General features: G+C 46.7%; 20 protein-coding genes and 1 rRNA gene. 3 read left to right on the top strand and 18 right to left on the bottom strand.

Annotated elements, in window-relative coordinates:
* The 10 genes from IT398_00600 to IT398_00555 form a co-directional block, all read right to left on the bottom strand.
* A 23S ribosomal RNA gene (locus tag IT398_00600) occupies window positions 1–2,389 on the bottom strand; the annotation flags it as partial.
* A 556-nt stretch (window positions 2,390–2,945) separates the two neighbouring features.
* Window positions 2,946–3,641, bottom strand: coding sequence for a hypothetical protein (locus tag IT398_00595; protein ID MCC6290562.1), 696 nt, complete (start codon window positions 3,639–3,641; stop codon window positions 2,946–2,948).
* Between the two features lie 67 nt (window positions 3,642–3,708).
* Window positions 3,709–4,311 carry a hypothetical protein gene (locus tag IT398_00590; protein ID MCC6290561.1) on the bottom strand — a complete coding sequence of 201 codons (603 nt, stop codon included), beginning with the start codon at window positions 4,309–4,311 and terminating at the stop codon, window positions 3,709–3,711.
* A 91-nt stretch (window positions 4,312–4,402) separates the two neighbouring features.
* Window positions 4,403–5,116: a hypothetical protein gene (locus tag IT398_00585; protein MCC6290560.1), complete on the bottom strand. Its 714-nt coding sequence runs from the start codon at window positions 5,114–5,116 to the stop codon at window positions 4,403–4,405.
* 196 nt (window positions 5,117–5,312) lie between these two features.
* Window positions 5,313–5,684 (bottom strand): 50S ribosomal protein L7/L12, encoded by a 372-nt coding sequence (gene rplL, locus IT398_00580; protein ID MCC6290559.1) that lies wholly within the window; start codon window positions 5,682–5,684, stop codon window positions 5,313–5,315.
* Window positions 5,685–5,707: 23 nt separating this feature from the next.
* Window positions 5,708–6,199 (bottom strand): 50S ribosomal protein L10, encoded by a 492-nt coding sequence (locus IT398_00575; GenBank protein MCC6290558.1) that lies wholly within the window; start codon window positions 6,197–6,199, stop codon window positions 5,708–5,710.
* A 209-nt stretch (window positions 6,200–6,408) separates the two neighbouring features.
* On the bottom strand, window positions 6,409–6,729 hold the full coding sequence (locus IT398_00570) for a hypothetical protein (protein ID MCC6290557.1): 321 nt from the start codon (window positions 6,727–6,729) through the stop codon (window positions 6,409–6,411).
* Window positions 6,730–6,739: 10 nt separating this feature from the next.
* Entirely contained in the window at window positions 6,740–7,774 is a 1,035-nt protein-coding gene (locus tag IT398_00565; protein ID MCC6290556.1) for a hypothetical protein, read from the bottom strand.
* Window positions 7,775–7,891: 117 nt separating this feature from the next.
* Window positions 7,892–9,937: a peptidoglycan-binding protein gene (locus tag IT398_00560; protein ID MCC6290555.1), complete on the bottom strand. Its 2,046-nt coding sequence runs from the start codon at window positions 9,935–9,937 to the stop codon at window positions 7,892–7,894.
* Window positions 9,938–10,198: 261 nt separating this feature from the next.
* Window positions 10,199–10,732, bottom strand: a complete 534-nt coding sequence (locus IT398_00555) for a DeoR family transcriptional regulator (GenBank protein MCC6290554.1) — start codon at window positions 10,730–10,732, stop codon at window positions 10,199–10,201.
* 68 nt (window positions 10,733–10,800) lie between these two features.
* Between IT398_00555 and IT398_00550 the strand changes: the two genes are divergently transcribed.
* From IT398_00550 to IT398_00540, 3 genes are all read left to right on the top strand, one after another.
* On the top strand, window positions 10,801–12,903 hold the full coding sequence (locus IT398_00550) for a cell division protein FtsK (GenBank protein MCC6290553.1): 2,103 nt from the start codon (window positions 10,801–10,803) through the stop codon (window positions 12,901–12,903).
* A 332-nt stretch (window positions 12,904–13,235) separates the two neighbouring features.
* A complete protein-coding gene (gene recA / locus IT398_00545; GenBank protein MCC6290552.1) occupies window positions 13,236–14,258 on the top strand; it encodes a recombinase RecA in 1,023 nt (340 codons plus the stop codon).
* A gap of 11 nt (window positions 14,259–14,269) precedes the next feature.
* The gene (locus IT398_00540) at window positions 14,270–14,845 is read left to right on the top strand and encodes an elongation factor P (GenBank protein ID MCC6290551.1); all 576 of its coding nucleotides are present in this window, start codon (window positions 14,270–14,272) and stop codon (window positions 14,843–14,845) included.
* 14 nt (window positions 14,846–14,859) lie between these two features.
* On the opposite strand, the gene IT398_00535 is transcribed toward IT398_00540, so the two are convergent.
* From IT398_00535 to IT398_00500, 8 genes are all read right to left on the bottom strand, one after another.
* Entirely contained in the window at window positions 14,860–15,078 is a 219-nt protein-coding gene (locus tag IT398_00535; protein MCC6290550.1) for a 30S ribosomal protein S18, read from the bottom strand.
* Between the two features lie 17 nt (window positions 15,079–15,095).
* Window positions 15,096–15,557, bottom strand: coding sequence for a single-stranded DNA-binding protein (locus tag IT398_00530; GenBank protein ID MCC6290549.1), 462 nt, complete (start codon window positions 15,555–15,557; stop codon window positions 15,096–15,098).
* Complete coding sequence (locus IT398_00525) at window positions 15,547–16,032, bottom strand: 30S ribosomal protein S6 (GenBank protein MCC6290548.1); 486 nt, start codon at window positions 16,030–16,032, stop codon at window positions 15,547–15,549. Before IT398_00525 ends, IT398_00530 begins: the two co-directional genes overlap by 11 nt.
* A gap of 18 nt (window positions 16,033–16,050) precedes the next feature.
* The gene (locus IT398_00520) at window positions 16,051–16,821 is read right to left on the bottom strand and encodes a TatD family hydrolase (GenBank protein MCC6290547.1); all 771 of its coding nucleotides are present in this window, start codon (window positions 16,819–16,821) and stop codon (window positions 16,051–16,053) included.
* Window positions 16,822–18,264, bottom strand: a complete 1,443-nt coding sequence (locus IT398_00515; protein ID MCC6290546.1) for a methionine--tRNA ligase — start codon at window positions 18,262–18,264, stop codon at window positions 16,822–16,824.
* On the bottom strand, window positions 18,257–19,318 hold the full coding sequence (locus IT398_00510; GenBank protein MCC6290545.1) for an AI-2E family transporter: 1,062 nt from the start codon (window positions 19,316–19,318) through the stop codon (window positions 18,257–18,259). The genes IT398_00515 and IT398_00510 overlap by 8 nt, the downstream gene beginning before the upstream one ends.
* A gap of 66 nt (window positions 19,319–19,384) precedes the next feature.
* On the bottom strand, window positions 19,385–20,581 hold the full coding sequence (locus tag IT398_00505; protein MCC6290544.1) for a glycine--tRNA ligase: 1,197 nt from the start codon (window positions 20,579–20,581) through the stop codon (window positions 19,385–19,387).
* A gap of 42 nt (window positions 20,582–20,623) precedes the next feature.
* On the bottom strand, window positions 20,624–22,372 hold a 1,749-nt coding region (locus tag IT398_00500; protein MCC6290543.1), incomplete at its 5' end, for a hypothetical protein.

Genomic DNA, 22,372 nt, shown 5'->3' with positions numbered 1-22,372 from the left:
TGTAGTAAAGCTTCTGGGGTCTTTTCGTCTATCTGCAGGTAACCGGCATCTTCACCGGTATTGTATTTTCACCGAGCTGCTCCTCGAGACAGTTCTCCAGTCATTACGCCATTCGTGCGCGTCAGAACTTACCTGACAAGGAATTTCGCTACCTTAGGACGATTATAGTTATCGCCGACATTCACCAGGGCTTATATCAGCCAGCAATACATCTTGCGACATATCACCACCGATATTTAACCTTTTGGCATTGGTCAGGCGTCACCCCCTATACATCCTCTTACGAGTTCGCAGGGAGCTGTGTTTTTGGTAAACAGTTGCCAGAGAGACTTTAGCTGCGGCCCCCATTGCTGGGGGCAGGCCTTATTCCGAAGTTACGGCCGCTTTTTTGCCGAGTTCCTTGAGGAGCAATCACTCGTTCGCCTTGGTCTACTCGACCTGACCACCTGTGTCGGTTTGCGGTACGGTTGCCCGCTGGTAAGCTAGAGACTTTTCTTGGAAGCTTGCTTTGCTTTGTTCCTCCACCCGAAGGTGAAAGTTCTCGCAACGCTTGAGATTGTCATTGAAGACAGGGTCCCGGATTTTCCTGGGACCCACTCTCACGCAACGAACGTAAATCCAATAATACGCAGAGCATACTAAACTCCGTCATCTCTTCGCCCAGCGGACAGTTAGGGAATATTAACCCTATGTCCATCGCCTGCGGCTTGCGCCATCGGCTTAGGCCCGACTAACCCTTGGCTGATTATCATTGCCAAGGAAACCTCGGTCTTTCGGCGTCCCGGTTTCTTACCGGGATTGTGGTTACTTGTGCCAACATTCTTTCTTCCGGCCACTCCACCACGCCTCACGACGTGGCTTCACAGCAGACCAGAATACTCTCCTACCGCTCCCTACTTACGAATAAGTAGAAAGCCCGCACCTTCGGTACTATGCTTAGCCCCGATTATCTGCGGCGCAAAATCTCTTGATGAGTGAGCTATTACGCTTTCTTTAAAGGATGGCTGCTTCTAAGCCAACCTCCTCATTGTCAGAGAAATTTCACCTCCTTAAGTGCACTTAGCATAGATTTAGGGACCTTAGATAGCGATCAAGGGCTGTTTCCCTTTTGACGAGTGGAGCTTAGCCCCCACCGTCTAACTGCCTAGTAGTGGCCGCGAGTATTCGGAGTTTGATTAGTCTCACGAGCTTTCGCCCTGTTGAGACCATCCAGTGCTCTACCCCTCGCGGGTAAACTAGACGCTAGCCCAAAAGCTATTTCGGAGAGAACCAGCTATTACCAGGTTCGATTAGCTTTTCACTCCTTACCACAAGTCATCCGATAGTGTTGAACGGCTAAACGGTTCGGGCCTCCATCTGTCTCTCGACAAACTTCACCCTGCTCATGGCAAGCTCACCTGGCTTCGGGTCTAATGTAGATTACTAAAAAATTAGAAGCCAAGCTTCAGCTTCTAATCTAATATTCGCGCTATTAACACTCGGTTTCCCTCTAACTCCACCCCAGAAGGGCTTAGTTCGCAGTCTACATTAACTCGTTGGCTCATTCTTCAATAGGCACGCGGTCACGGACCGCACTCTATGTACTACCAAAACTTTCGTATTGAATAATGGACCCGACCTCCTCAAGGGAGGTCGGGAGTGGAGATGACATGAGGTTGTCGCCTAGTCGGTGCTCGTGCGCACGACCCCGCCCTGACACTGATGGTCCTTTGGACAAGGTGAAGCCACCAACCTACAATCCACATCTTCATCCACTATTCAATACAAAAGCTAATACACAGGGTGCGATCCGCTCCCACTCCTTGTAAGCAGATGGTTTCAGGTCTATTTCAATGCCCTCACCGGGCTACTTTTCACCTTTCCCTCGCGGTACTAGTTCACTATCGATCTCTAAGAGTATTTAGCCTTGCCGGTTAGTTCCGGCGGATTCCTCCAAGCTATTCGTGTCCTGGAGTACTCAAGAATCAGTAACTGAAGAGATGTTTCATTTTCGCTTACGGGACCATTACCCTCTATGGTTTGGCTTCCCAGCCAATTCAGCTAACGAAACATTTTATCACTCTCTCAATATAAATTGCGTTACTGCCTTACAACCCTCCTTCTTGATTGCTCAAGAAAAAGTTTGGGCTCCTTCCTTTTCGCTCGCCGCTACTAAGGAAATGTCAATTGATTTATTTTCCTCCGGGTACTGAGATGTTTCACTTCCCCGGGTACGCTTCCCAACATCAAGTGCTGAGATTATCAGCTCTTCGCTGACAGAGTTTCCTCATTCGGACATCTTCGGATCAAAGGTTGCTAGGCACCTCCCCGAAGCGTATCGCCGCCACGCCGCGTCCTTCATCGCCTCTTAGAGTCAAGGCATCCACCGTCTGCTCTTGATTTCCCATTAGGAAATCTAAAAACCATTAATTTTCTTTATGATTGCTTTTGTTATTTTACCTGCACACCTCCAGCCCAAGTAAAGACCCTCGTCTCGCCCGTCTCTCCGACGGGCAACTTTGCGACTGTGGTGGCATTCTGTTGTCAAAAAACTGACATTTCTGAAAGAAAAACCGCCTCTCTGGGCGGTGGAAATAGCGAGTCAAAAACTGGCTATTAGCGCCGCTCCAAAATTTGGTTATTCTGACTAAACATACTGATAGAAGCTAGTATATACGAAAGAAAAAGGCCGTCAAGTCTGATGACTGACGGCTTTGGGTGGATAAGGTGGGGATAGTTAGTTGTAGCAAATGTAGCCAAGGACAAGAAGACTAATGAGTAGAACCAACCACCCCAGCAACGATTGCCACCTGGAAACTGAATCGCCTGTGATACCATTCATTTTCTATACCTCCCAAAAAGAGCTAACACTGATCAAACTGACGCTAATTCAAAAACTACCACAAACAAAACACCCGCACAAGGCGGGTGTTTTTTGAGAATTTAAGCGAGGTAGAACTAGAAACTTAGTTGTGGCTCTTGCCACCAATATCGTGGCGCAATTTCTCGATATAACGAGCCGCTGCATCGCGACCACCGAGACCGAAAGATAGTCCCCCAGCAAGGGCGAGCATCGCCACCAAGCCAGTGAAAAGGGTCTGGAGAAGAACCACTGCCACCTGCAATTGAAGAAGCGCCGCAATGAAACCGAAAATCCAGATGGCCCAACGAGCAATCCCCCCAGCCAGATGCGCAGACGGCATCATCGCCGCCTTGGCCATACCGGTCACAATCTTCTGCATCGCTTCACCAATGATGCCGGCAAGAATCAGGATAAGAGCCGCCACAATCACGTTTGGTAGATAACCAAGCACGATTCCCCGAAGGAATTCCGTTACCTGATTGAGACGCAGGACATCTGCGGCCGCAACGAGAAAGACCACAACCACAAACCACTTCACCAATCCACCAATGAAGGCACCGGCATCCAATCGGAAACCAGCGCGGGACATCAAGTCACCCGTACCAATTCCTTCAAGAGCCTGATCAATCTTAATGGCCTTGATGATCTGTGCGACCCAGCGGCCAAGCACAGAACCCACAAGCCAGCCGAAGACGAAGATGATGATTGCCACCAAAACATTCGGAATGAAAGAAATCACGCCCCACCAAAGATTCTGGAAGGAGGCGCTCAAAACATTACTCCATGTATCAAGTATCATGTACGTTTAAGTTAAAACTAATAATTATCGAATAATACCCAAATCATAGCACTTTTAAGCCTCAAAATCAATGTCCTGTGGATAACCCCGTCAAACTTACTGGCGGATTCAGCCGGTCTAGAATGACGCTGTGCGGATAGTCGAAAATATCACGCACAAACTTATCACAAGCATTCATTCGATATTGGAAATCCGAAGTGTCTAAGACAGCATAGTTTAACTCCTTACCAATTTCCGCTTCTAAATCCTTCACCGCCCGACCAATCAATGTTCTTTTCAAATGATTGCCGACAACAAGGAGATCCGTCCGGCCATCATCGTCGTCTAGGAAAACGCCAGCAATAATGAGTAGGTTAATCTTGCCCGCCCGAGCAAACTGCTGAATAAGCCGCTTCTTCCGATCCAATAGATCGTTCTTCAGAATACTCTTGAGTGGTGGAATCAGTGGAAACTGGGTGTCCAATTGCCACACCTTCCCCGTAGTCCGTTTCTTAGAAAGAAGGAAGCCGGTAGACTCGAGCAATCTCAATTCTTTGTTCGCCGCTGGTACGGCCATCTTGCTCCGTTTAGAAACCTCGCGCGCACCCAGAATTAGCTCCGGATTGAGCAAGAATAGTCGCATCACCTTGACCCGATTTATCCCTCCGAACAATTTTCCCAGCATTTCCATTATCGCCGATTATAACATAGCCGCATAAAATTAACCCCGTCTCGCTAGCGCGAAGACGGGGTTAGAGGTTACAAGGTAGAAGCAAGAAGGTTTAGCCCGAAACTGCTTCACGGGAGCGAAGGCTATCGCGCGCGTGGCCGCGAGGCGTCCAACCGACGTAGAACTCGCGGCTGTCCGGGTCCCAGCTCGCGCTCGGCACGCCGCCATCAGAGTAACTGGAACCGGAACAGAGGGTCCAGTTCTTCGTGTCCAAGCATTCCTTCGTGGTGACATAGTAGCCGAGGAAGAGGAGGAGATATTCTAGCAAGGTGATGCCAGAATGATTCTGCTCCTTCAGCTGGTCGGCCGAGAGGTTCTTGAATTCCTCATCGGCTTCTACTCGGCGAGCCACTTTGACCGTGTAGGCTCCGTTCTGGGGATGACGGTCGTTCCTGATGACACACTTGTCCAAGTCCTCGGTGTAGAGCTTGCAGGTGATGCCGAGACGACGGAGAGTGGCGATAACCAGATTGCCGGTTACTCCTTCCAGCACCGGTATGTACCAGAAGTCGTCATCACGATTGATGATGGCCCCCGGGACGTTTAGACCTAGTTCACGATAGGTGGCGAGCCAGTCGATGGAGGGGAGGGTGTTCAGCCCCAGAATCTTGCGAAACTGTTCTCGATTCACCTTATCCATGTTGCCGTCCAAAAGGTCGGACAGTAAACCTCGCTCGAAAAGAGCCTGAATCTGCTCGCGGGAAATATTCTTCTCCTGCGCCAAATTCAACAATCTCACCGCCTGATCTAGGGTTGGCTTTGACATGGCCAAGTCCTCTCTACCTGCTTTGCAGGTTTTAAGCTTCGCTTCCAGTAGGCCAACAAGGTCTACTATGGCGAGCCGCTAACAATGTACTTCTGCATCTACTCTATAATATAGCACCATCCTTGTCAAGCATCAAAAAAGGCCTGTTTCTTGGCCTTTTTTGACGTCATTTTTTGACGTCATTTTTTGACTAGAATTATTTCAATTCTACCTGTCCACCAGCCTCCTCAACCAATTTCTTGATATTTTCAGCGTCCTCCTTCTTCACGCCCTCTTTCAAGAGAGCCGGCGCACCATCAACCAAATCCTTTGCCTCTTTTAGACCAAGACCAAGAGCCTCCTTCACTACCTTGATCACTTGGATTTTCTTATCCCCACCAGATTTCAAGTGGACAGCAAAACTATCCTTCTCTTCCACTGCGGCACCGCCAGCCGCTGCACCAGGGGCCATCATCATCGCTGAAGCCGATACACCAAACTTCTCTTCGAGAGTCTTCACTAATTCGTTCAGCTCCAACACGCTCATCTTCTCAATTTTCTCAATTAAATCTGCGAATTTATTTTCCATATTATTTTATTAATTTTTAACTTTTAAGCTGGTTGCTTCTCACTCACCGCCCGTAGAACCATCGCGAAACGCTGGATTGGCGAGTTGAACAGGTTCAACAGTCGAGCCAGAAGCACCTCACGCCCCGGAATTGATGCGACCTCTAGCATCAACTTCGAGTCGGCATACTTTCCCTCAAAAACTCCGCCGATTATTCGTAGATGCTCAGCGTGAGTCTTGGCGAAATTCTGAACTTCACGAGCGGGAATGAGCGAATCATCACCATAAACCAGCGCCACTTCTCCGTCCAATTCTGGCATATCACCAGTAATCTTACTTGCGCCCAATGCTCGCTTGATTAAGGTCTTCTTCGCGACCATAAGTCCGACTCCTTCGGCCCGCAAACTTTTACGCAATTCGGTTGTTTCCCCCACCGATAAACCGTGAAAGTTTACGAAGACGATTGATTCCGCTGGCACCACGCGCTCAGCAAGAGTTTTCACAATATCTACTTTTTTCTCCTTACTAATTGGCATAAATAGAAATAAAAAATAACGACTAAAAAGCCGCTAGTCAACCTCGGTGGGACTTATTGAATGCCCACTGTCTCCGGCTTATGTTTCAATGCTAGCGTAATCAGTTTAAGCCGTCAAGTAGGTAGATTCCCAGGAGACCAATGATAATGATCAGAAGAAACCCCATTGTCATATGCCAGAAAGATTTATCAAAGTATTTCATAACCAATTCAACGAGAGAATATCCTCTGCCACCACGGTTTTTCTTTCTCCCCCCCTAAGATTATCGTATCCCCCGGTCGATCCGAACCAGACATTGAAGCTAACGTCTGCCAATTGGTGTTACTAGAAGAAAACTCCCCAGCAACTGAAGAGGAATTCCGTTTCAGATCAGCCGTCTCCCCGACCGCTTCGCCACTAGAGACAATCAGTTTCTCGGAAATTGTACCCGCACCAATTGTTTGTGGTTGAGTGCTGAAAACTAAATCAGAAACAGCAAGGACTGGCGTCGCCGAAAACCCCAAGACTAGGGTCACCAGAAATATCTTCATCTTGCTCATTCTAGTAGAAGCCATATTTCGCCTGTGCTACTATCTTATTTTCCCGATCGTAGAGAGTGATTGTTTCGCGGTCTCTGGCCCACACCTCCCAAGGTCGGTTGAGGTGAATTCGCCACTCATTTTTATAAAAATCGGCACGAGAAGAGAAGGCCGCGACACAACCATTATAATTAAAGTTCTGTTGCACAAAAGCGCGACAGGCACTGGTGAGCTGATCTCTATATCCGTCAACATAGTCCAAGCCGTCTGTTCGCCTTTCAAACTTCGGCGTTCTGCAGGCACCAAGACCGGTGAGATATTGATAACATTCGTTAGCCACGCCACTTGAGGCGGGCCAGTCTCGCGGTAAGGGACAAGAACTCCAGAGCGTTGGAGAAAAATTCGTATATTCCATCTCCTCCAGATAACCAGAGCAAATATTAGTCTGGAAATTCAAAAGCGGTGGAAAATAACCCGTACTCGGCAAACTTCCACTCGTAATAAAAACTTCACCACCCTTCGGAATAATCAAATTACCATCAGCCAGATTGTTTCCCCCGCTTCGAAAAAGTTTAGTCACGAGCGGAATGACGGCGACATCAGGCTTCAGTGAAGTCAGTGACCCATTCACGTCATACGTTCTTTCTCCTTTACCATTAGTAAGATACCAACCAGTAATGTTTACGGGTTTTTCTCCTCGGTAAACAATCGAGATATACTCGCGATTTGATTGTGATTCATACTGCGCATTGCCCTGGTTAATGGAAAACTGTCCGAAATAGGTTGAACGATTATCGGTAGGAACCAAACTAGTATCGGGATTTGAATTGTAGTCGTAATAATTACCGCCAGCAGTGCCTGAAGGATTGCTGGTATTTGGGTTGTCGGGTGAATAAGAAACCGAAACATCAGAATCCAATCTCTCGGGAGGAAGAATGAACGGGCCACTAGTCGCTTCTGGACTACTTCGGCCACCAGTAACAAACCAAGCAAAGCCGAGCAAACCAACCATAATCACTAACCACCAGAAATCCGACTTTGCTTCCCCTGCTGCCATAATCTCCTAATTTTAGCACAAATTAACTTTACAGACACAAAAATCCCACACAGAAATGTGTGGGATTTTTGTTTAACTTATCCGATCAGCCAAACGCTGATGTCGGGATTAAGTAAGTTAGAAGGTCGCCTGAGCCTTAAGGCCTCCGAGACCAGTGCTCAAGTTGCTAGTTGCGTTCGTACTAGCTGCACCTTGGGTTCCAGCCGTGGCTGAAGCACCAAAGTAGATGCCAGTGATCGACAACTGATGAGGACCGGTTGTTCCGGCTGTCTGCTTAACTGCTCCGACAGCGGAGAAGGTTCTTGAAGCCCCAGACTGAATGGCGTAGGAAGCTGATGTATCACCAGAATCCTCTGTTGGGTTGCTAACGTTCAAGATTGTGATTGTGGACGAGGCGGACGTAGGAGAGGTGCTCGTCGCGAACATTATACCCGGAGTCTTACTGACATAGACAGCATTGTTGCCTGTGTTGGTAAGAGTGAAGGTGAATGTCGCACCACAAATGGCGTTAGGGCCTTGTGTAACCAGAGGGTTACAGTTGCCAATAGCAGCAGAAGCGTTGGAAATACCAACCCCTGTCTGCAAGAAAGTGCGGTCAGCTGATGTAACATTTCCAGCATTAGACACAGTGAGTGTGTTGAAGTTTGTGTCGATACCAGAGATGCTAGCGGCTACCAAAGTGGAAGAAGCGGAAACACCGCCTGAGGTGTCAGCGCCGGCCACATTAGCAGTCAACTTGAAGTCTACCCATTGATCAAGCGGTAGAGGAACCTGCATGTTGGTGAAGGTTGTGCCTCCAGCCACCAAGCTGTTCGCACCGTAGCTCAAGCCATTGGCCTCAAGTCGAACATTGCTGAACAAGGTTGTTGTAGCAACGGTTGTACTGCGATTAAGATTGAAGCTTAGGTTATTAAGCGTAGAACTGGTGTTCTGTGACTTGATTCGGAAAATACCAAGAAGGACATTTTCCGTTTGAGTCGTACCAGCAGCCACTGTCTGGAAACCAGCTAATGGACTGTTGGAACTGATACTGGTGTAGATATCACCGTTAGAACCCGTTGTTGGTAGGGTGAAGGTGAAGTCAGCAGTGTCACCAATGGTTTCACTGAAGCCTTGACCATTGACGGTTCGAAGACCGCCGCTTGGGATATCAAGAGTAACGGTCTGGCCAGTGATCTTGTCAGAAGAGGCCAAAACGCTAACCGCCACAACCAAGTGGAGGTCAGTACCTGGACGAACAACGATGTTCAGGTTATCGAAGCGTACGCGGTAATCAGAACCAACCGTAACTTCTGTTGCGTCCGCAGAGCTACTCAAGTTTTTGGTAGCAAGCACATTGCCGTTACCATCCTTGAGCATAACCTTGGTCAAAGTGAGCCATGGTCGCTCGCTGAACTTAACTTCTGCCCGATTGATTGAGACTGGACCGCTAGTGGCCTGAAGTTTCGTAGACAAAACATCTCGTGTTTCGCCTTTCTTAACTGCTGTACCACTACTTACAAGAGCTGAAGCTCCGATCGTGATGGAACCATCGGTACCATCAGCGGTAAGGCCACCAGTCGTGGTAGCACCAGAGCAAGCCTGACCAGTTGTAGAACTGAAGCCAGAAGTGCTGGTACAACCAGGAACTGTTGACATCACACCGGCGCAAGGCTGCCCAGTAGTTGTGCTGTAGCCAAAAGCGCTAGTACAACCAGCTGGAAGACCGGCTGGAGTCATTGAATCGCTAGGAGTCATTGCGCTCATGCTATTGACTGCCGCGCGGCTCTTAGGACCGAAGTAACCAGAAGCTGGGGTAATGCCAGCAGATGTCTGCCAAGCCATCACCGCACTCTTCGTTAGATTACCGAAGTAACCCATAGCCGTACCAGCTGGCATTGTGAGGAAACCCTTAGACACTAGAAGTGACTGAAGAGCACTCACATCAGCACCCGTAGAACCGATCGTTAGATCAGCGTTGAAGGTGTAGCCAGAGCCAGTGGAACCACCTGTAGTGGCGCCATCAACAAGACTCATTAGTGAAGCAGACTGAGCGGGAGTGCAAGAAAGCACTGCGCAAAGTTGTGCCACATCGGCAGAGGACAAAGCGCTAGCGCTTGAAGCACCAACACTGAAGACCATGGCGACAACCGCCAAGCCGATAAGTAATTTCTTATAATTCATATTTTATTCAACCTTTAAATTAATACTAATAAACTAACGGAAACGAAAACATTTTATTATCCCATCAAGCAATCGGCGCTAAACTTTCTCGACGAGGCCTAGCGCAAACCGAGAGACGAGTTAATAAACAAAAGGATTTGGAGCGTGACAGAGTATTCGGTTGTCAAAGGACTAGCCGTAACGCTAATTATAGCTAGCCACCCGAAAGACCGCAAAGACGGACTTTGTGGATAACTGGTCGCCAGTCTAGCACAAATAGACCTAGACGGTCAAATAACGGCTCCAGCGTCTTTCCCCCTCTTTCTTCAATGCGCCAGATCGGACCAATTCGGCTAATTCTCTCTGCACTGTCTTACTGCTCACATCTGGTACCGCTCGGGCAATGTCAGCAATGGAAATAGGCCCATTTTGCTTGATAATTTTGAAAATAGTATCTCTGCGGTCACTGTTACCGGCGTGTAGTTTGGGAGATAATTTTGCCCCAGAAATCAACGTTTCTTGCTCAAAACTAAGCTCTTTCTCGGAGACCAGTCTATCTTTAAAATAATCATACTCACGTTTGAGTATATTCAAGTTCATCTCGGAGGCATTCGGATTAAGTCGGACAATATTAATCAAGGACAAAATTTGATTGATATGAGACAAAACGACCTGATCCAATAGAGATAAAGCCTTGTCCCTTAGACGCCATTTGAGTGGGTCAGAATCATTTAAGAAATCTGTAATTAAGTATACAGCCGAGGCCAGTTTCTCTAATTTTAATCTGTCCCTTTGATTGTCTTTTTGGCTGTCCATTAGATTGTCCTTTATTATATATCGGACAAGATTAGCGGTCAAGTATTGAGCGGTGGTATAATTTCCCAATGTCCAAGGGAAAAAAGCCTAACACTGGGAATCCCCGCATGAAAGATGAGACCAAACACGGCGTCATTGCAGTCGCCTGTTTTGCTGTTGCTATCTTTTTCCTACTTGCCCGTTTTGGCTACGCTGGTGTTGTAGGTAATTCAACCTACCATGCACTGGATAGTCTGTTTGGCGTTGGGTTCTATGTTATTCCTCTTATCCTTTTCTTCCTTGGCCTCTCCTTCCTTAAATCAATCCGTCCCAATTTCATTCTCTTTCGCTTTCTAGCTGGACTAGTTTTTTTTGTTGCCTTTCTTGGCTTAATAAAGGGTGGCAAAATCGGTAACTACATCGCCCAACCAATCAACCAACTATTCGACACCTACGGTCTTATCCTACTTGGTGCGATTATGTTGATCTCCGTTCTTGTAATCTTTGATGCTAAACCGGACCCCGAAAAACTATCCCCACTTTATTGGTACCAACTCTGGAAAAACGGGCAGTCTAAAAAGACAGAACCAGACGACAAAATAGACGAGATAATCGAACCGAGAATCGCACCGGAAAAAGAGCTGGAAAAAGTCGACAAGGAAAAACCGGAATCGGTGAAAAAATCAGCGTCGGTTGATGAATTCGCCGGTCTCGGTTCAATTATTACTTCTGGACGGAAATATAATGGATCATCTAAGTTTACCCCACCACCTCTATCGCTCCTTGAGCCAGATAGCGGTAAGCCAGGGGCCGGGGACATCAAGGGTAATGCCAACATCATCAAGCGAACGCTCCAGAACTTCGGAATCATTGTGGAGATGGATGAAGTCTCCATTGGGCCATCCATCACTCGCTACGCGTTAAAGCCGGCTGAGGGTGTTAAATTGTCACGTATCCTGGCGTTGCAGAATGACCTGTCACTTGCCCTCGCTGCTCACCCACTCCGAATTGAGGCGCCGATCCCCGGCAAATCACTCGTCGGAATTGAGATTCCCAATAGCACCAAATCAGTGGTGGGTCTGGCTTCGCTTATCGGTAGCAACGAATTTCAAACCTCCCCAGCCGCTCTTCTGGCGTCACTCGGTCGAGGCATCACCGGCGCTTCACATTTCTCTAACATTGCCCGTGCTCCTCACATGCTCGTCGCCGGAGCAACCGGGTCGGGAAAATCAGTCGTCATTCACACCTTCATAACTTCTCTCCTCTATCGCAATCCACCGGACTTACTTCGTTTCATCATGATTGACCCGAAACGAGTGGAGCTTACGCTGTACAACAAAATCCCCCACCTACTTACGCCAGTTATCACTGACCCAAAAAAATCCATCCTCGCTCTCAAGTGGGCGACAAAAGAGATGGAACGACGCTACAGCGTTTTAGAAACTTGCGCTGTGCGTGACATTGCCTCCTTCCATAAGAATTTCGGTAACGACGAGAAAACCGAGAAGATGCCCTATATCGTTATCATCATCGATGAGTTGGCGGACATCATGTCTAGCTACCCACGCGAGTTAGAGAGTGCAATTGTCCGCCTGGCCCAGATGAGCCGCGCCGTTGGCATCCACCTCATCCTCTCCACCCAAAGACCAAGTGTGGACGTGATCACTGGCTTAATTAAGGCCAACATACCAGCCCGAATCGCGCTCCAGGTCTCCTCTCAGATCGATTCGCGAACAATCCTTGACATGGCAGGAGCGGAAAAACTACTTGGCTCAGGAGACATGCTTTATCTGGCGGGCGACATGGGTAAACCAGTGCGCCTGCAATCTGCTTTTATTTCTGAGGGTGAAGTAAAGAGTGTCACTTCGTGGTTGGCAAAGAATTACCAGAATGTCGAGAGTGACGAGATCAGTCTTACTCCCGATAAGGATCCGAGCGTGCTCTTCTCTGCCAATCTAGAAGAAGACGCCGAGAATGGAGATGACGACGACTTGTACGAGGAAGCCCGCGCTGAAGTGATTCGGGCCGGCAAAGCCTCCGCATCCTACCTCCAACGCAAGCTAAAGGTGGGTTACGCCAGAGCCGCACGACTCCTCGATATTTTAGAAGAGCGCGGTGTAATTGGTCCAGGAGAGGGCGCCAAGCAACGCGAAGTATTCGAGAAACCACCTAATGACGAAGGCGTTTTTTAATTGGCGACGTTGGTCCTGGTCTACGATAGTTGGTCTCTCTGTCCTCGTGATAATACTCGGCTATACCTGGTCACGAACAAGTACCCTAATTCGCGGACCCAGATTATCTCTGATCTCACCCACAGAAAACTCCCTAGTTAATGAGCCTCTGATTACGGTTGAGGGTGACGTCGCGAGAGTCGACCATTTACGGTTAAACGGTGGCAAAATCTTCGCTGACAGCTTCGGACACTTTCGAGAACAATTGTTGCTTAGCCCAGGCTATAATATAATTAAGATCGAAGCAGCCGACCGCTTCAACCGTCAAGTTAGACATTTAATTTTTCTATTTTATGATGAAAAAAAAGAACACTGAACCGAAAACCTCTTCAGCCAATATTGCTGACACGATTAAGTCAATCGAAACCAAATTTGGTGAAGGCTCGATCATGAAGCTTGGGGAAAAAACAAAGGTTAATGTCGGTGCAATTTCAACCGGTTCAGTGGGGCTAGATATGGCACTTGGTATCGGCGGTTTACCCCGCGGTCGAATCATTGAAATCTTCGGACCAGAATCATCTGGCAAAACAACGCTTGCTCTTCACGTGGTCGCTGAAGCACAGAAACATGGCGGAGTCTGCGCCTTTATTGACGCCGAACACGCCCTTGATCCAGATTATTCCAAAAAAATTGGTGTAAATACTGATGAACTTTTAATCTCCCAACCAGACTTTGGCGAACAGGCACTCGAGATTGCCGACAGCTTGGTCCGCTCCGGTAAAGTTGACGTCATTGTCATTGATTCCGTCGCCGCCCTCACACCAAAAGACGAGATTGAGGGTGATGTGGGTGCATATCATGTAGGCAAACAAGCGAGGTTAATGTCCCAGGCTCTTCGCAAGATGACGGCAATTGTCGCAAAGAGTAAAACCGTTGTCATCTTTATCAACCAGATCAGAATGCAGATTGGTGTGATGTTTGGTAACCCAGAAACAACACCGGGCGGTAAGGCTTTAAAATTTTACTCCTCTGTTCGTCTGGACATCAGGAGAATTGCACAAATCAAAAAAGGCGAAGAGGTTGTCGGTGGCCGAGTTCGTGTGAAAGTGGTAAAAAACAAAGTCGCCGCCCCCTTCCGTTTGGCCGAGTTTGATGTGCTTTACAATGAGGGAATCTCACCAGAAGGCGAAATTATCGCGCTGGGTGAGAAGCATGGCGTTGTTCAAAAGTCTGGTTCGTCCTACTCTTACGGTGAGGAAAAGCTCGGTCGCGGTTATGATGCGGCCAGAACCTATCTGAAAGAGAACCCAAAAACAAAAAACGGAATCCTGAAAGCAATACTTGAAAAGATTGCCGCGGAGGAGAAAATGTCGTAGGATAGGCAACTATGGCAACAATTGAATATAATGAGGTTAAGGAACGTCGTTTTATCGTCCTTGACGGCGAGCCCTATGAAGTATTGTCCTCCCATGTCTTTCGCAAACAACAGCGTAAACCGGTAAACGCCACTAAACTCAAAAACTTGTTAACCGGCAGTGTCCGAGAACATTCTTTCGGCTCCAGCGACAAGGTAGACGAAGCCGAAATTGAGGAGCGTGAAATCACTTATCTATACAATAATCGTGGCGAATTTTGGTTTTGTGAGGCAAAGGATAAAAGTCAGCGTTTCAAAATAGAGAGCGAAAAAATCGCTGATAAAATAATTTATGTTAGACCGAATGAAAACATTAAGCTTCTGACCTTTAACGAAAAATTCGTGGCGATCAAGACTCCGGTCAAAGCAGAATTACGCGTAAAGGAAGCCGCACCAGCCGTGCGAGGCAATACCGTCCAAGGTGGCAATAAGAAAGTGATTCTCGAAACTGGGGCCGAGGTGTCGGTCCCGATGTTTGTGAACGAGGGCGATACTCTCGTTATTAATACAGAAACGGGAGAATACGTAGAAAGACGAGAAAAGAAGTAGGCTGGATACGATACTTATCGAGCAATAAAGGGCAAGAGGGCGAGGAAGCGTGCTCGCTTGATTGCGTTGGTCAAATCTCTCTGATGACCAGAACAAAGTCCCGACCGACGATGGCTAACAATTTTAGCGTAAGAGTCGATGAAGCGGCCAATCAGGTCTGTCTCCTTATAATCGAGATACTTAATATTGTTTGTACAAAAGTAACACTGTTTCTTGTATATTTTTGTTTCCATGTTTAGTTTTTTAAAATTTAAAATGGTATATCATCGGGATTAATCTCCTCCTCTGGATACTGGATCGTCTTTAAATTATCCGAGCCAGAAGTGGTTGAGTCTTGGTTTACACTCCCACCACCCGAAGAGCCTGAACTATAGCCCGCGCTTGCGTTTTTAGGACCAAACTGTACACGATCAGCCACAATTTCTGTACGATACTGCTTCTTACCATCCTGTGCGTCCCAGGAGCGGGTCTGCAATCTACCCTCAACCAAAACGGAGCTCCCTTTTCGTAAATATTGTGCGACATTTTCAGCCTGAGAACCAAAGACCACACAATTGTGATACTGTGTATCTTCCTGTTTCATTCCGTTCTTGTCTTTCCACACTCGATTGGTTGCGACAGAAAAAGAGCAGACTTTTGTCCCCGAAGGAATCGCCCGTAATTCCGGATCGCGGGTTAGGTTACCGATAACAATGGCCTTGTTAAGATACATGAATTAAATCCTCAATCTCTTTATCAATTGCTGCCTCGGTCATTTTTGCCTCAACCTTAGGGACCGACTCCGCCACTTCGGGTGAATCTCCTTCGACTTGTACGACGCGCGGTTTAGCCGGCACAAGAAGTGCACCCGGAGGCAAGACAATAAGAAGATGTCGAATTAGGACAAGTGACTTCTTCAACCCCTCCTCTAGAGCCGGAATATTCTCTGGGGCGCAGGTAAAAACAATGGCCCCGAAATACGCCTCACGGAAAATGGACCCCTTATGTTCCACTACCTTCTTAATCGGATAAGCTAGGCCACGATGACGGGCCTGAATCTCACTCTTCACTTCAGCCCCTGCTTTTTTCAACAAAGATTTAACATCCTTCTCTACCGTTTGCCCAACCTGCTCCGAAGATACGAGCGGCGAAAGCAAATAACCTAGTTCATAGGTTTTTAATTCATCATTTTTGGGCACGGTAGTCATTCGCGACATCTTAGCAAATCAATTGAAATTAGGCAAGAAAACCCTTTTTGCGTTTTTTAGGGTCTCGGTTGCCACTTCGACATAAGTTAGCCCCTTTATTTCTGCCAATTTTCTTACTATTTCTGGTAAATAACTTGGTTCATTTCTTTTTCCACGATAAGGTATCGGGGCCACGAAAGGGCAGTCTGTTTCGGTAAGGATCATCTCAATCGGTGTATTTTTAATCACCTCATCATAATCTCTGGTAAACGTGATAACCCCACCAAAAGACAAGGTAAAACCAAAATCCAAGAACAACCTCGCCTCCTCCCAAGTGCCCGCAAAGAAATGGGCATTCCCTTTTACCTCCGCTCGAGTCTTCAAAATCTCATACGCCTCACGGTAAGCGTTGCGAATGTGCAACATCAGGGGTTTTTTCAATTCATTCGCCAAATCAATTTGTTGGATAAAAATTTCTTGCTGTTTTCTTTTTTCTTCTTCGGTTTTCTGATGAAAGTAGTCCAAGCCACATTCGCCGATGGCAACAACCTTTTCATTTTTTGCCAGACTTAAATAAACCTCTCGTTCAAAACCTTCGACATGATCCGTTGGATGCAGACCAACTGTCGCCCAGACATTGTCCCGCTCTTGGGCGAGAGACACCGCCAATCGGGAACTGGCCAAATCTGTCCCGACATTAATCATCCCAATCCCCGCCCCATTCGCCCGAGCAAAAACCGCCTCCCGATCATCGTCATATTGCGGAAAGTTGAGATGACTATGGATATCGATAATTTCTAATCCTGACATTTAGTCCTTCCTCCGAAAAAGCGCCTCGGGCATTTTATTTTCACAAATGGCGGTTCTAATTTTCTCGGCCGATGAAGGCATGAACGGCCTTAGCCACATGGCAATTCTGGCAAGCCAACGTAAGACAAGTTTTATATCTTCTTCTGCCTGTGGACGATTGGTCTTTATTAATTCAAATGGTTTGTGATTCTGAATAAAATTATCTACGTCAGAAATATATTTCCATATCGCATCCATTTCCTTATTAAATTCAAAACTATCGATATTTTTCATCTCACCAAATAATTCCTTATCAATTTCAAAATTAACGTCCGATTTTATATTATTTACTTCGGCCATCTTCATCACCCTGCTCACCAGATTCCCCAAACCATTCGCCAAATTAGCGTTGTAGGCTTCTTTGAATTTTTCTAGGGTGAAATCACTATCCTCAAATGGGTTAACGTGGCGCGCAAGATAATAACGGACAGCATCCGTTCCATATTCTTCCACCAGCTTAATTGGATCAATTACATTACCGAGCGATTTGCTCATTTTTTGCCCATCAACATTAATAAAACCGTGAATCACAATCTGTTTAGAGGTCGGTAGACCAGCGGCCAGTAACATCGCCTGCCACATTGCTGACTGCTGACGCAGGTTATCCTTGCCAGCAAATTGGACAGCATTTGGTGATTCTTTTGTCCCCCAAAACTTTTCGAACTTCTCGAGATCGTTAGGCCAACCTAATGCCGAAATATAATTGACCAGCGCATCAAACCAGACAGACATCACGTGATCAGGGTCATTCGGCACTGGCACGCCCCACGGCATCTTGCTCGCCAGTCGAGAGATAGAGAAATCCTCCAATCCCCGTCCAACAAAAGCTTTGATCTCGTTCAAACGTGATTGTGGCAGGACAAAGTTCGGCCTTTCGTAAAGTTTCAATAAATCCTGTTCGAATGCTTTAAACTTAAAAAAATAGTTTTCCTCATCAATTAATTCGACCTCCAAATTAGGATGGATCGGGCATCTACCATCCTCCAGCTCTGATTCAGTTTTTTCCAATTCGCAGCCAACACAATATTTGACCTGATAATTCTTTTTATAAATAAAATTGTTTCTCTCGCAGATCTCCCAGAATCTCCGAGCCGCTTCCATGTGTCCCGGGTCGGTTGTCCTAATGAAATTCAAATTATCACTAAGCCCTAGATGCTTCTGTAAATTCTTAAACTTTTCCGCATATTCATCCACATATTCTTGAGTTGGTCGCCCAAGTTCCTGCGCTTTTTTATAAATCTTTAAACCATGCTCGTCTGTTCCGGTATTGAAGAAAATCTCGTCACCCAACAATAAGTGGTAACGAGCAATGATGTCCGCCTGAACAATTTCTAACGCAAAACCAATGTGAGGTTCCGCGTTCACATAAGGAAGCGTGGTGGTGAGATAAAACGGTTTAGACATTTGCCTTCTCTTGCGTCCGCTCCACCAAGTACTTACTCTTTTCAAAATCACCCAACATCTCCATCATCACGGTCGCAAGTGGCACAGCCAGAAGTAAACCGATGAACCCCGCCAATTGTGCGCCCACAATTAGTGAAATAATGACCAGTAATGGCGGCACGCCGACAATTTTACGAACCACCAGCGGATAAATTAAATGATTCTCGAATTGTTGGATTATGATGTAGAAACCAACGACAACGAGTCCTAGTGTTGGACTAGAGCTGAAGGCCAATAGAACGGCGGGAACCGCAGAAAGAACTGGTCCAAAAAATGGTATGAGTTCAAAAAGAGCGGCGAGAATTGCAAGCAGGAGAGCGTGTTCCACTTGAAAAATGGTAAGCCCAAGAAAAACCAATATGCCAATGATCAACCCGAGTAGAATTTGACCCTGCATCCACATACCAATTTTCTTCTGTGAACGTTGCCATAAACCTAAAACATATTTCTCTTTTGTCACTGGGGCAGCCAAACGAAGAAAACTCTCTATCCCCCGTGGCTGCACCGCGAGATAGAAGGAAATGACGACAACTAAAATTAACTGGAAGAAGCTGCCGAAAACCAGCTTCGCTGTCTCGGCAACTCCGTGTGGAATAGCGGAGAGACCGCTACCCAAACCAGACCAAATGTCATTTGGTGATAGTTTGCCAGCAAAGACGCTGATTGCCCCTGGTGGATTAGAAAAAAGTGGCAAACTACTTAGCTTGTCTGGTAGGCCAGTTACTAGATCAGACAAGTCTGCAATGATAGGAAAGACAAAAACAGGTACCAGAACAGCGAAAACTAAAACGGTGAGAACATAGACCGTAAGTACTGCAAGCACGCGAGGAACATGAAAGCGAGCAAACCAACGTGTAGCGGGCTCCACCGCGGCAGCAATCACGATGGACAACAAGATGACCAGAACCAGATCCAGAAGATAGTAGAGCAAGAAAGCACAAAACAAAACTAGAAGTATCTTAAAAACAGTTCCAGCCGAAATCTCTACCCGAATGCTTTTACCATTTTCCATCATATTACAATTCTATCCCCAAAAACCAGTTTTGTCCATCAAAATAAACCCCTCGCAACAAACACTAGTCTACAAAATTTGCCCCAAATCAAGCACTTTTTGACGAACCTGCTCGCCTGTATCACGCTCCCGCACAGTGACCGTATCATCTTCTAGGGTTTGAAAGTCGACAGTGACACATAATGGTGTCCCAATCTCATCTTGACGACGATAGCGTTTTCCAATGCTCCCACTACCATCAAAAACGACCGACCGGTGTGGATTTTCTTTTTTTAAGGTCTGGTAAATTTCATGGGCTTTATTCATCAAATCTGGTTTATTTTTAAGTAACGGAAAAACGGCACAAGCGACTGGCGCAACGTTTTTATTAAATGCGAGATAAGTTCGTTTTTCCCCACCTAACTCGTCTTCTCGATACGAGTCACAAATGACGGCGAGCAAGATGCGGTCCAGACCGAGGGATGGCTCAATCACATGTGGTAAGAAACGTATTTTGTTTTCCTCGTCAAAATAAGTTAGATCTTGTTTGCTAAATTCTTGGTGTTGTTTAAGATCATAATCTGTCCGATAAGCAAGTCCAGAAAGCTCTTTGCGCCCGAAAGGAAAATCAAACTCAAAATCAATTGTTCTCGTAGAGTAGTGCGCCCTTTCACCATCTGGAACCTCTAATTCGTGTACGGAGCTTTTTATTAAGCCGACCTCTGTGAAATAATCTAAAATCAGCTCCCGCCATTTCATAAAATACTTCTCCCATTCTTCCTCCTTCACAAAATATTCTACTTCCATTTGTTCTAGCTCTCGTAAACGAAAAATAAAATCCCGCGGTGCGATTTCGTTCCGAAAGGCTTTGCCGATCTGAGCAATACCAAATGGTAATTTGGGATGAAAAGAATCAACGATATTCTTAAAGTTCACAAAAATCCCCTGTGCTGTTTCTGGTCGGAGATATGCCGTTTGCGCTTCCTCCCCCGCCCCCACCCTGGTAGCAAACATCGTATTGAAACTTTGCCCATCCGCCAGCGGATCGGTAAATCCAGCCACATGTCCACTGGCTTCCCAGGTCTTGGTGTTCATAATAATCGCCGCATCAAGTCCGAACATGTCTTCACGATTGGTAACGAAATTTCTCCACCAAAGATTCTTTAAATTATTCTTTAATCCCACACCAAGTGGACCATAATCATAGGTGCCCGCTAAACCACCGTAAATCTCAGAACCCGGATAAATAAACCCGCGCCGTTTGCAGAGCGAAACGATTTTCTCCATTTTTTTTGCGTCCTTCTCCTTTACCTTTTCTGTCGTCATAATTTAAATCTGATTAGTAACTCGTTCTTGTCCGATCTGAAAGCCTGGCTCATTTGTCAGGGTGGTATTTAGCGCCCGTCTGAGCTTAGCAGTCAGTGCCTGCCGCGTAAAGGTGTCTAGACCAGAAAAAGTAGAATCAAGAACCAGTGCCGGTGCCTCACCCACCTGACTCAAAGATGGCGTGAGAGAGACCTGGAAAGACACCCGGCGAGCGGAGGAAATCGTTCCCACACCAGGAGCAACAGCCCCAAGATCCCAAATCAAATCACCACCCCCAGAAATACTAGATTGAAAACTGATAGTTTCACTAGTCGGCTCCCGAACACCCAGCCATTTCACATAAGAAGGCAAGGTCGCCGTCACTTTCGCACCCTCTAAATTATTCGATGAATTTAGGACCGACCAAACTATCGTGTAGGTGGTTTCTTGATCCACTTTCGGTGGTAACGGACCACGATTCTGGAACGGACCAGTTCGCTGTAAAACTTCTCCCGTTAACTGGATATCCGAATTTAGTTTTATTTTTTGAGTCACGGAGGAAAAAACTGGTTCCGTATTGCCACTGTCGCTAATCCGTTTACCACGAAACTCCACCTCAAGCGTAATCACCGGATCACGTAACCCCGCCCCAACGCCACCCACAAGGGAGATTGAAGAAAAAGAGAAAGAATTTCGGCCCGAACTACCCGGTGTGATTACACCCAACTTGTCATCATTCACCTTACTCCAAAGAATATTACCGGCTCGAGAATTATAGAATCCTCGCCCAGAAGAAACTGTGGTTGGGTCCAGACCTCCACCTACTATATTTGCCACAACTTCAGCATCGGTAATCTCGCCCGCAAGATTATTGACCCAATCAATGTCTACCCGTAACGGTTCCCGACTATTGCTTGGGTATTCAGAAACAGCACTACCGTTCGTTGTCACCACCAGACTGACATACGGCCGTTTAATTGTAAGCGTAGAAAAAGTGGCGCCGAGAGTGGCAGAGAGGTCATCGGCATTTTCATCTTCCATTGTACCCGCCGAAACACGAAAAGATTTTTGTTCATCGTCTTGTCCTTCAATCGTCCCTCGAATTTGAATCGTTCGTTTCTCCCCGGAATTCAACGATGCAAACCGCCAAACATTCTGACCACGAACAGGACTTGGTGTTGCTTTGGAAAAACGAAATCCCGCTGGATATGTAACAATAACGTAAGGATCGGCAATGGCACTTTCAGCATTAGACTGGACCTCGGCGTTTAAAACAATTTCCTGGTTACTATTAACTTCCTCCGGTAAATCAAGTTGAATAACAAGAGGGGTTGAGCTAATATCGACAGAGTAACTGCTATTTTTATCGAAGATTGCATTCGAATCTTCCAGGCGATACTCCACCGAGAAGTTGATTGTTTGACGACTTCCCTTCTCCCCGAAAAGCACCGACCGCACGAGGCGATTAACTGTCTCGCCTGGTTTAATCTCCCCAAGCGGTAGGCGCTCGCGCACCAAGGCCTGATTTGTGTCGCCAGCTACACGGGTGCCTGATGGGTAAGTAACAATCAGATCAACTAACTCTAGCGAAGCCTGGTTTTTATTAGTGATACTGGTCTGAAGCGAAAGCTCTTGTCCGGCGGCGATTTCTGTGGGACCAGTGATTTTTAAAACGACGTTACCCGAAGAGACAAGATTGCGCCCGCGGTAAAAAACGAAGAGCGTAACCATGGCCATAACAACGAAAAAACCGAAAGACCACCAGAGAATTTT

The sequence above is a fragment of the Candidatus Nomurabacteria bacterium genome (assembly GCA_020847275.1).
Classification (GTDB): domain Bacteria; phylum Patescibacteriota; class Minisyncoccia; order Phycocordibacterales; family JACOZG01; genus JADLCI01.
Note: the sequence above shows the minus strand (reverse complement) of the source record. Positions and strands in the feature narration are given on the sequence as shown.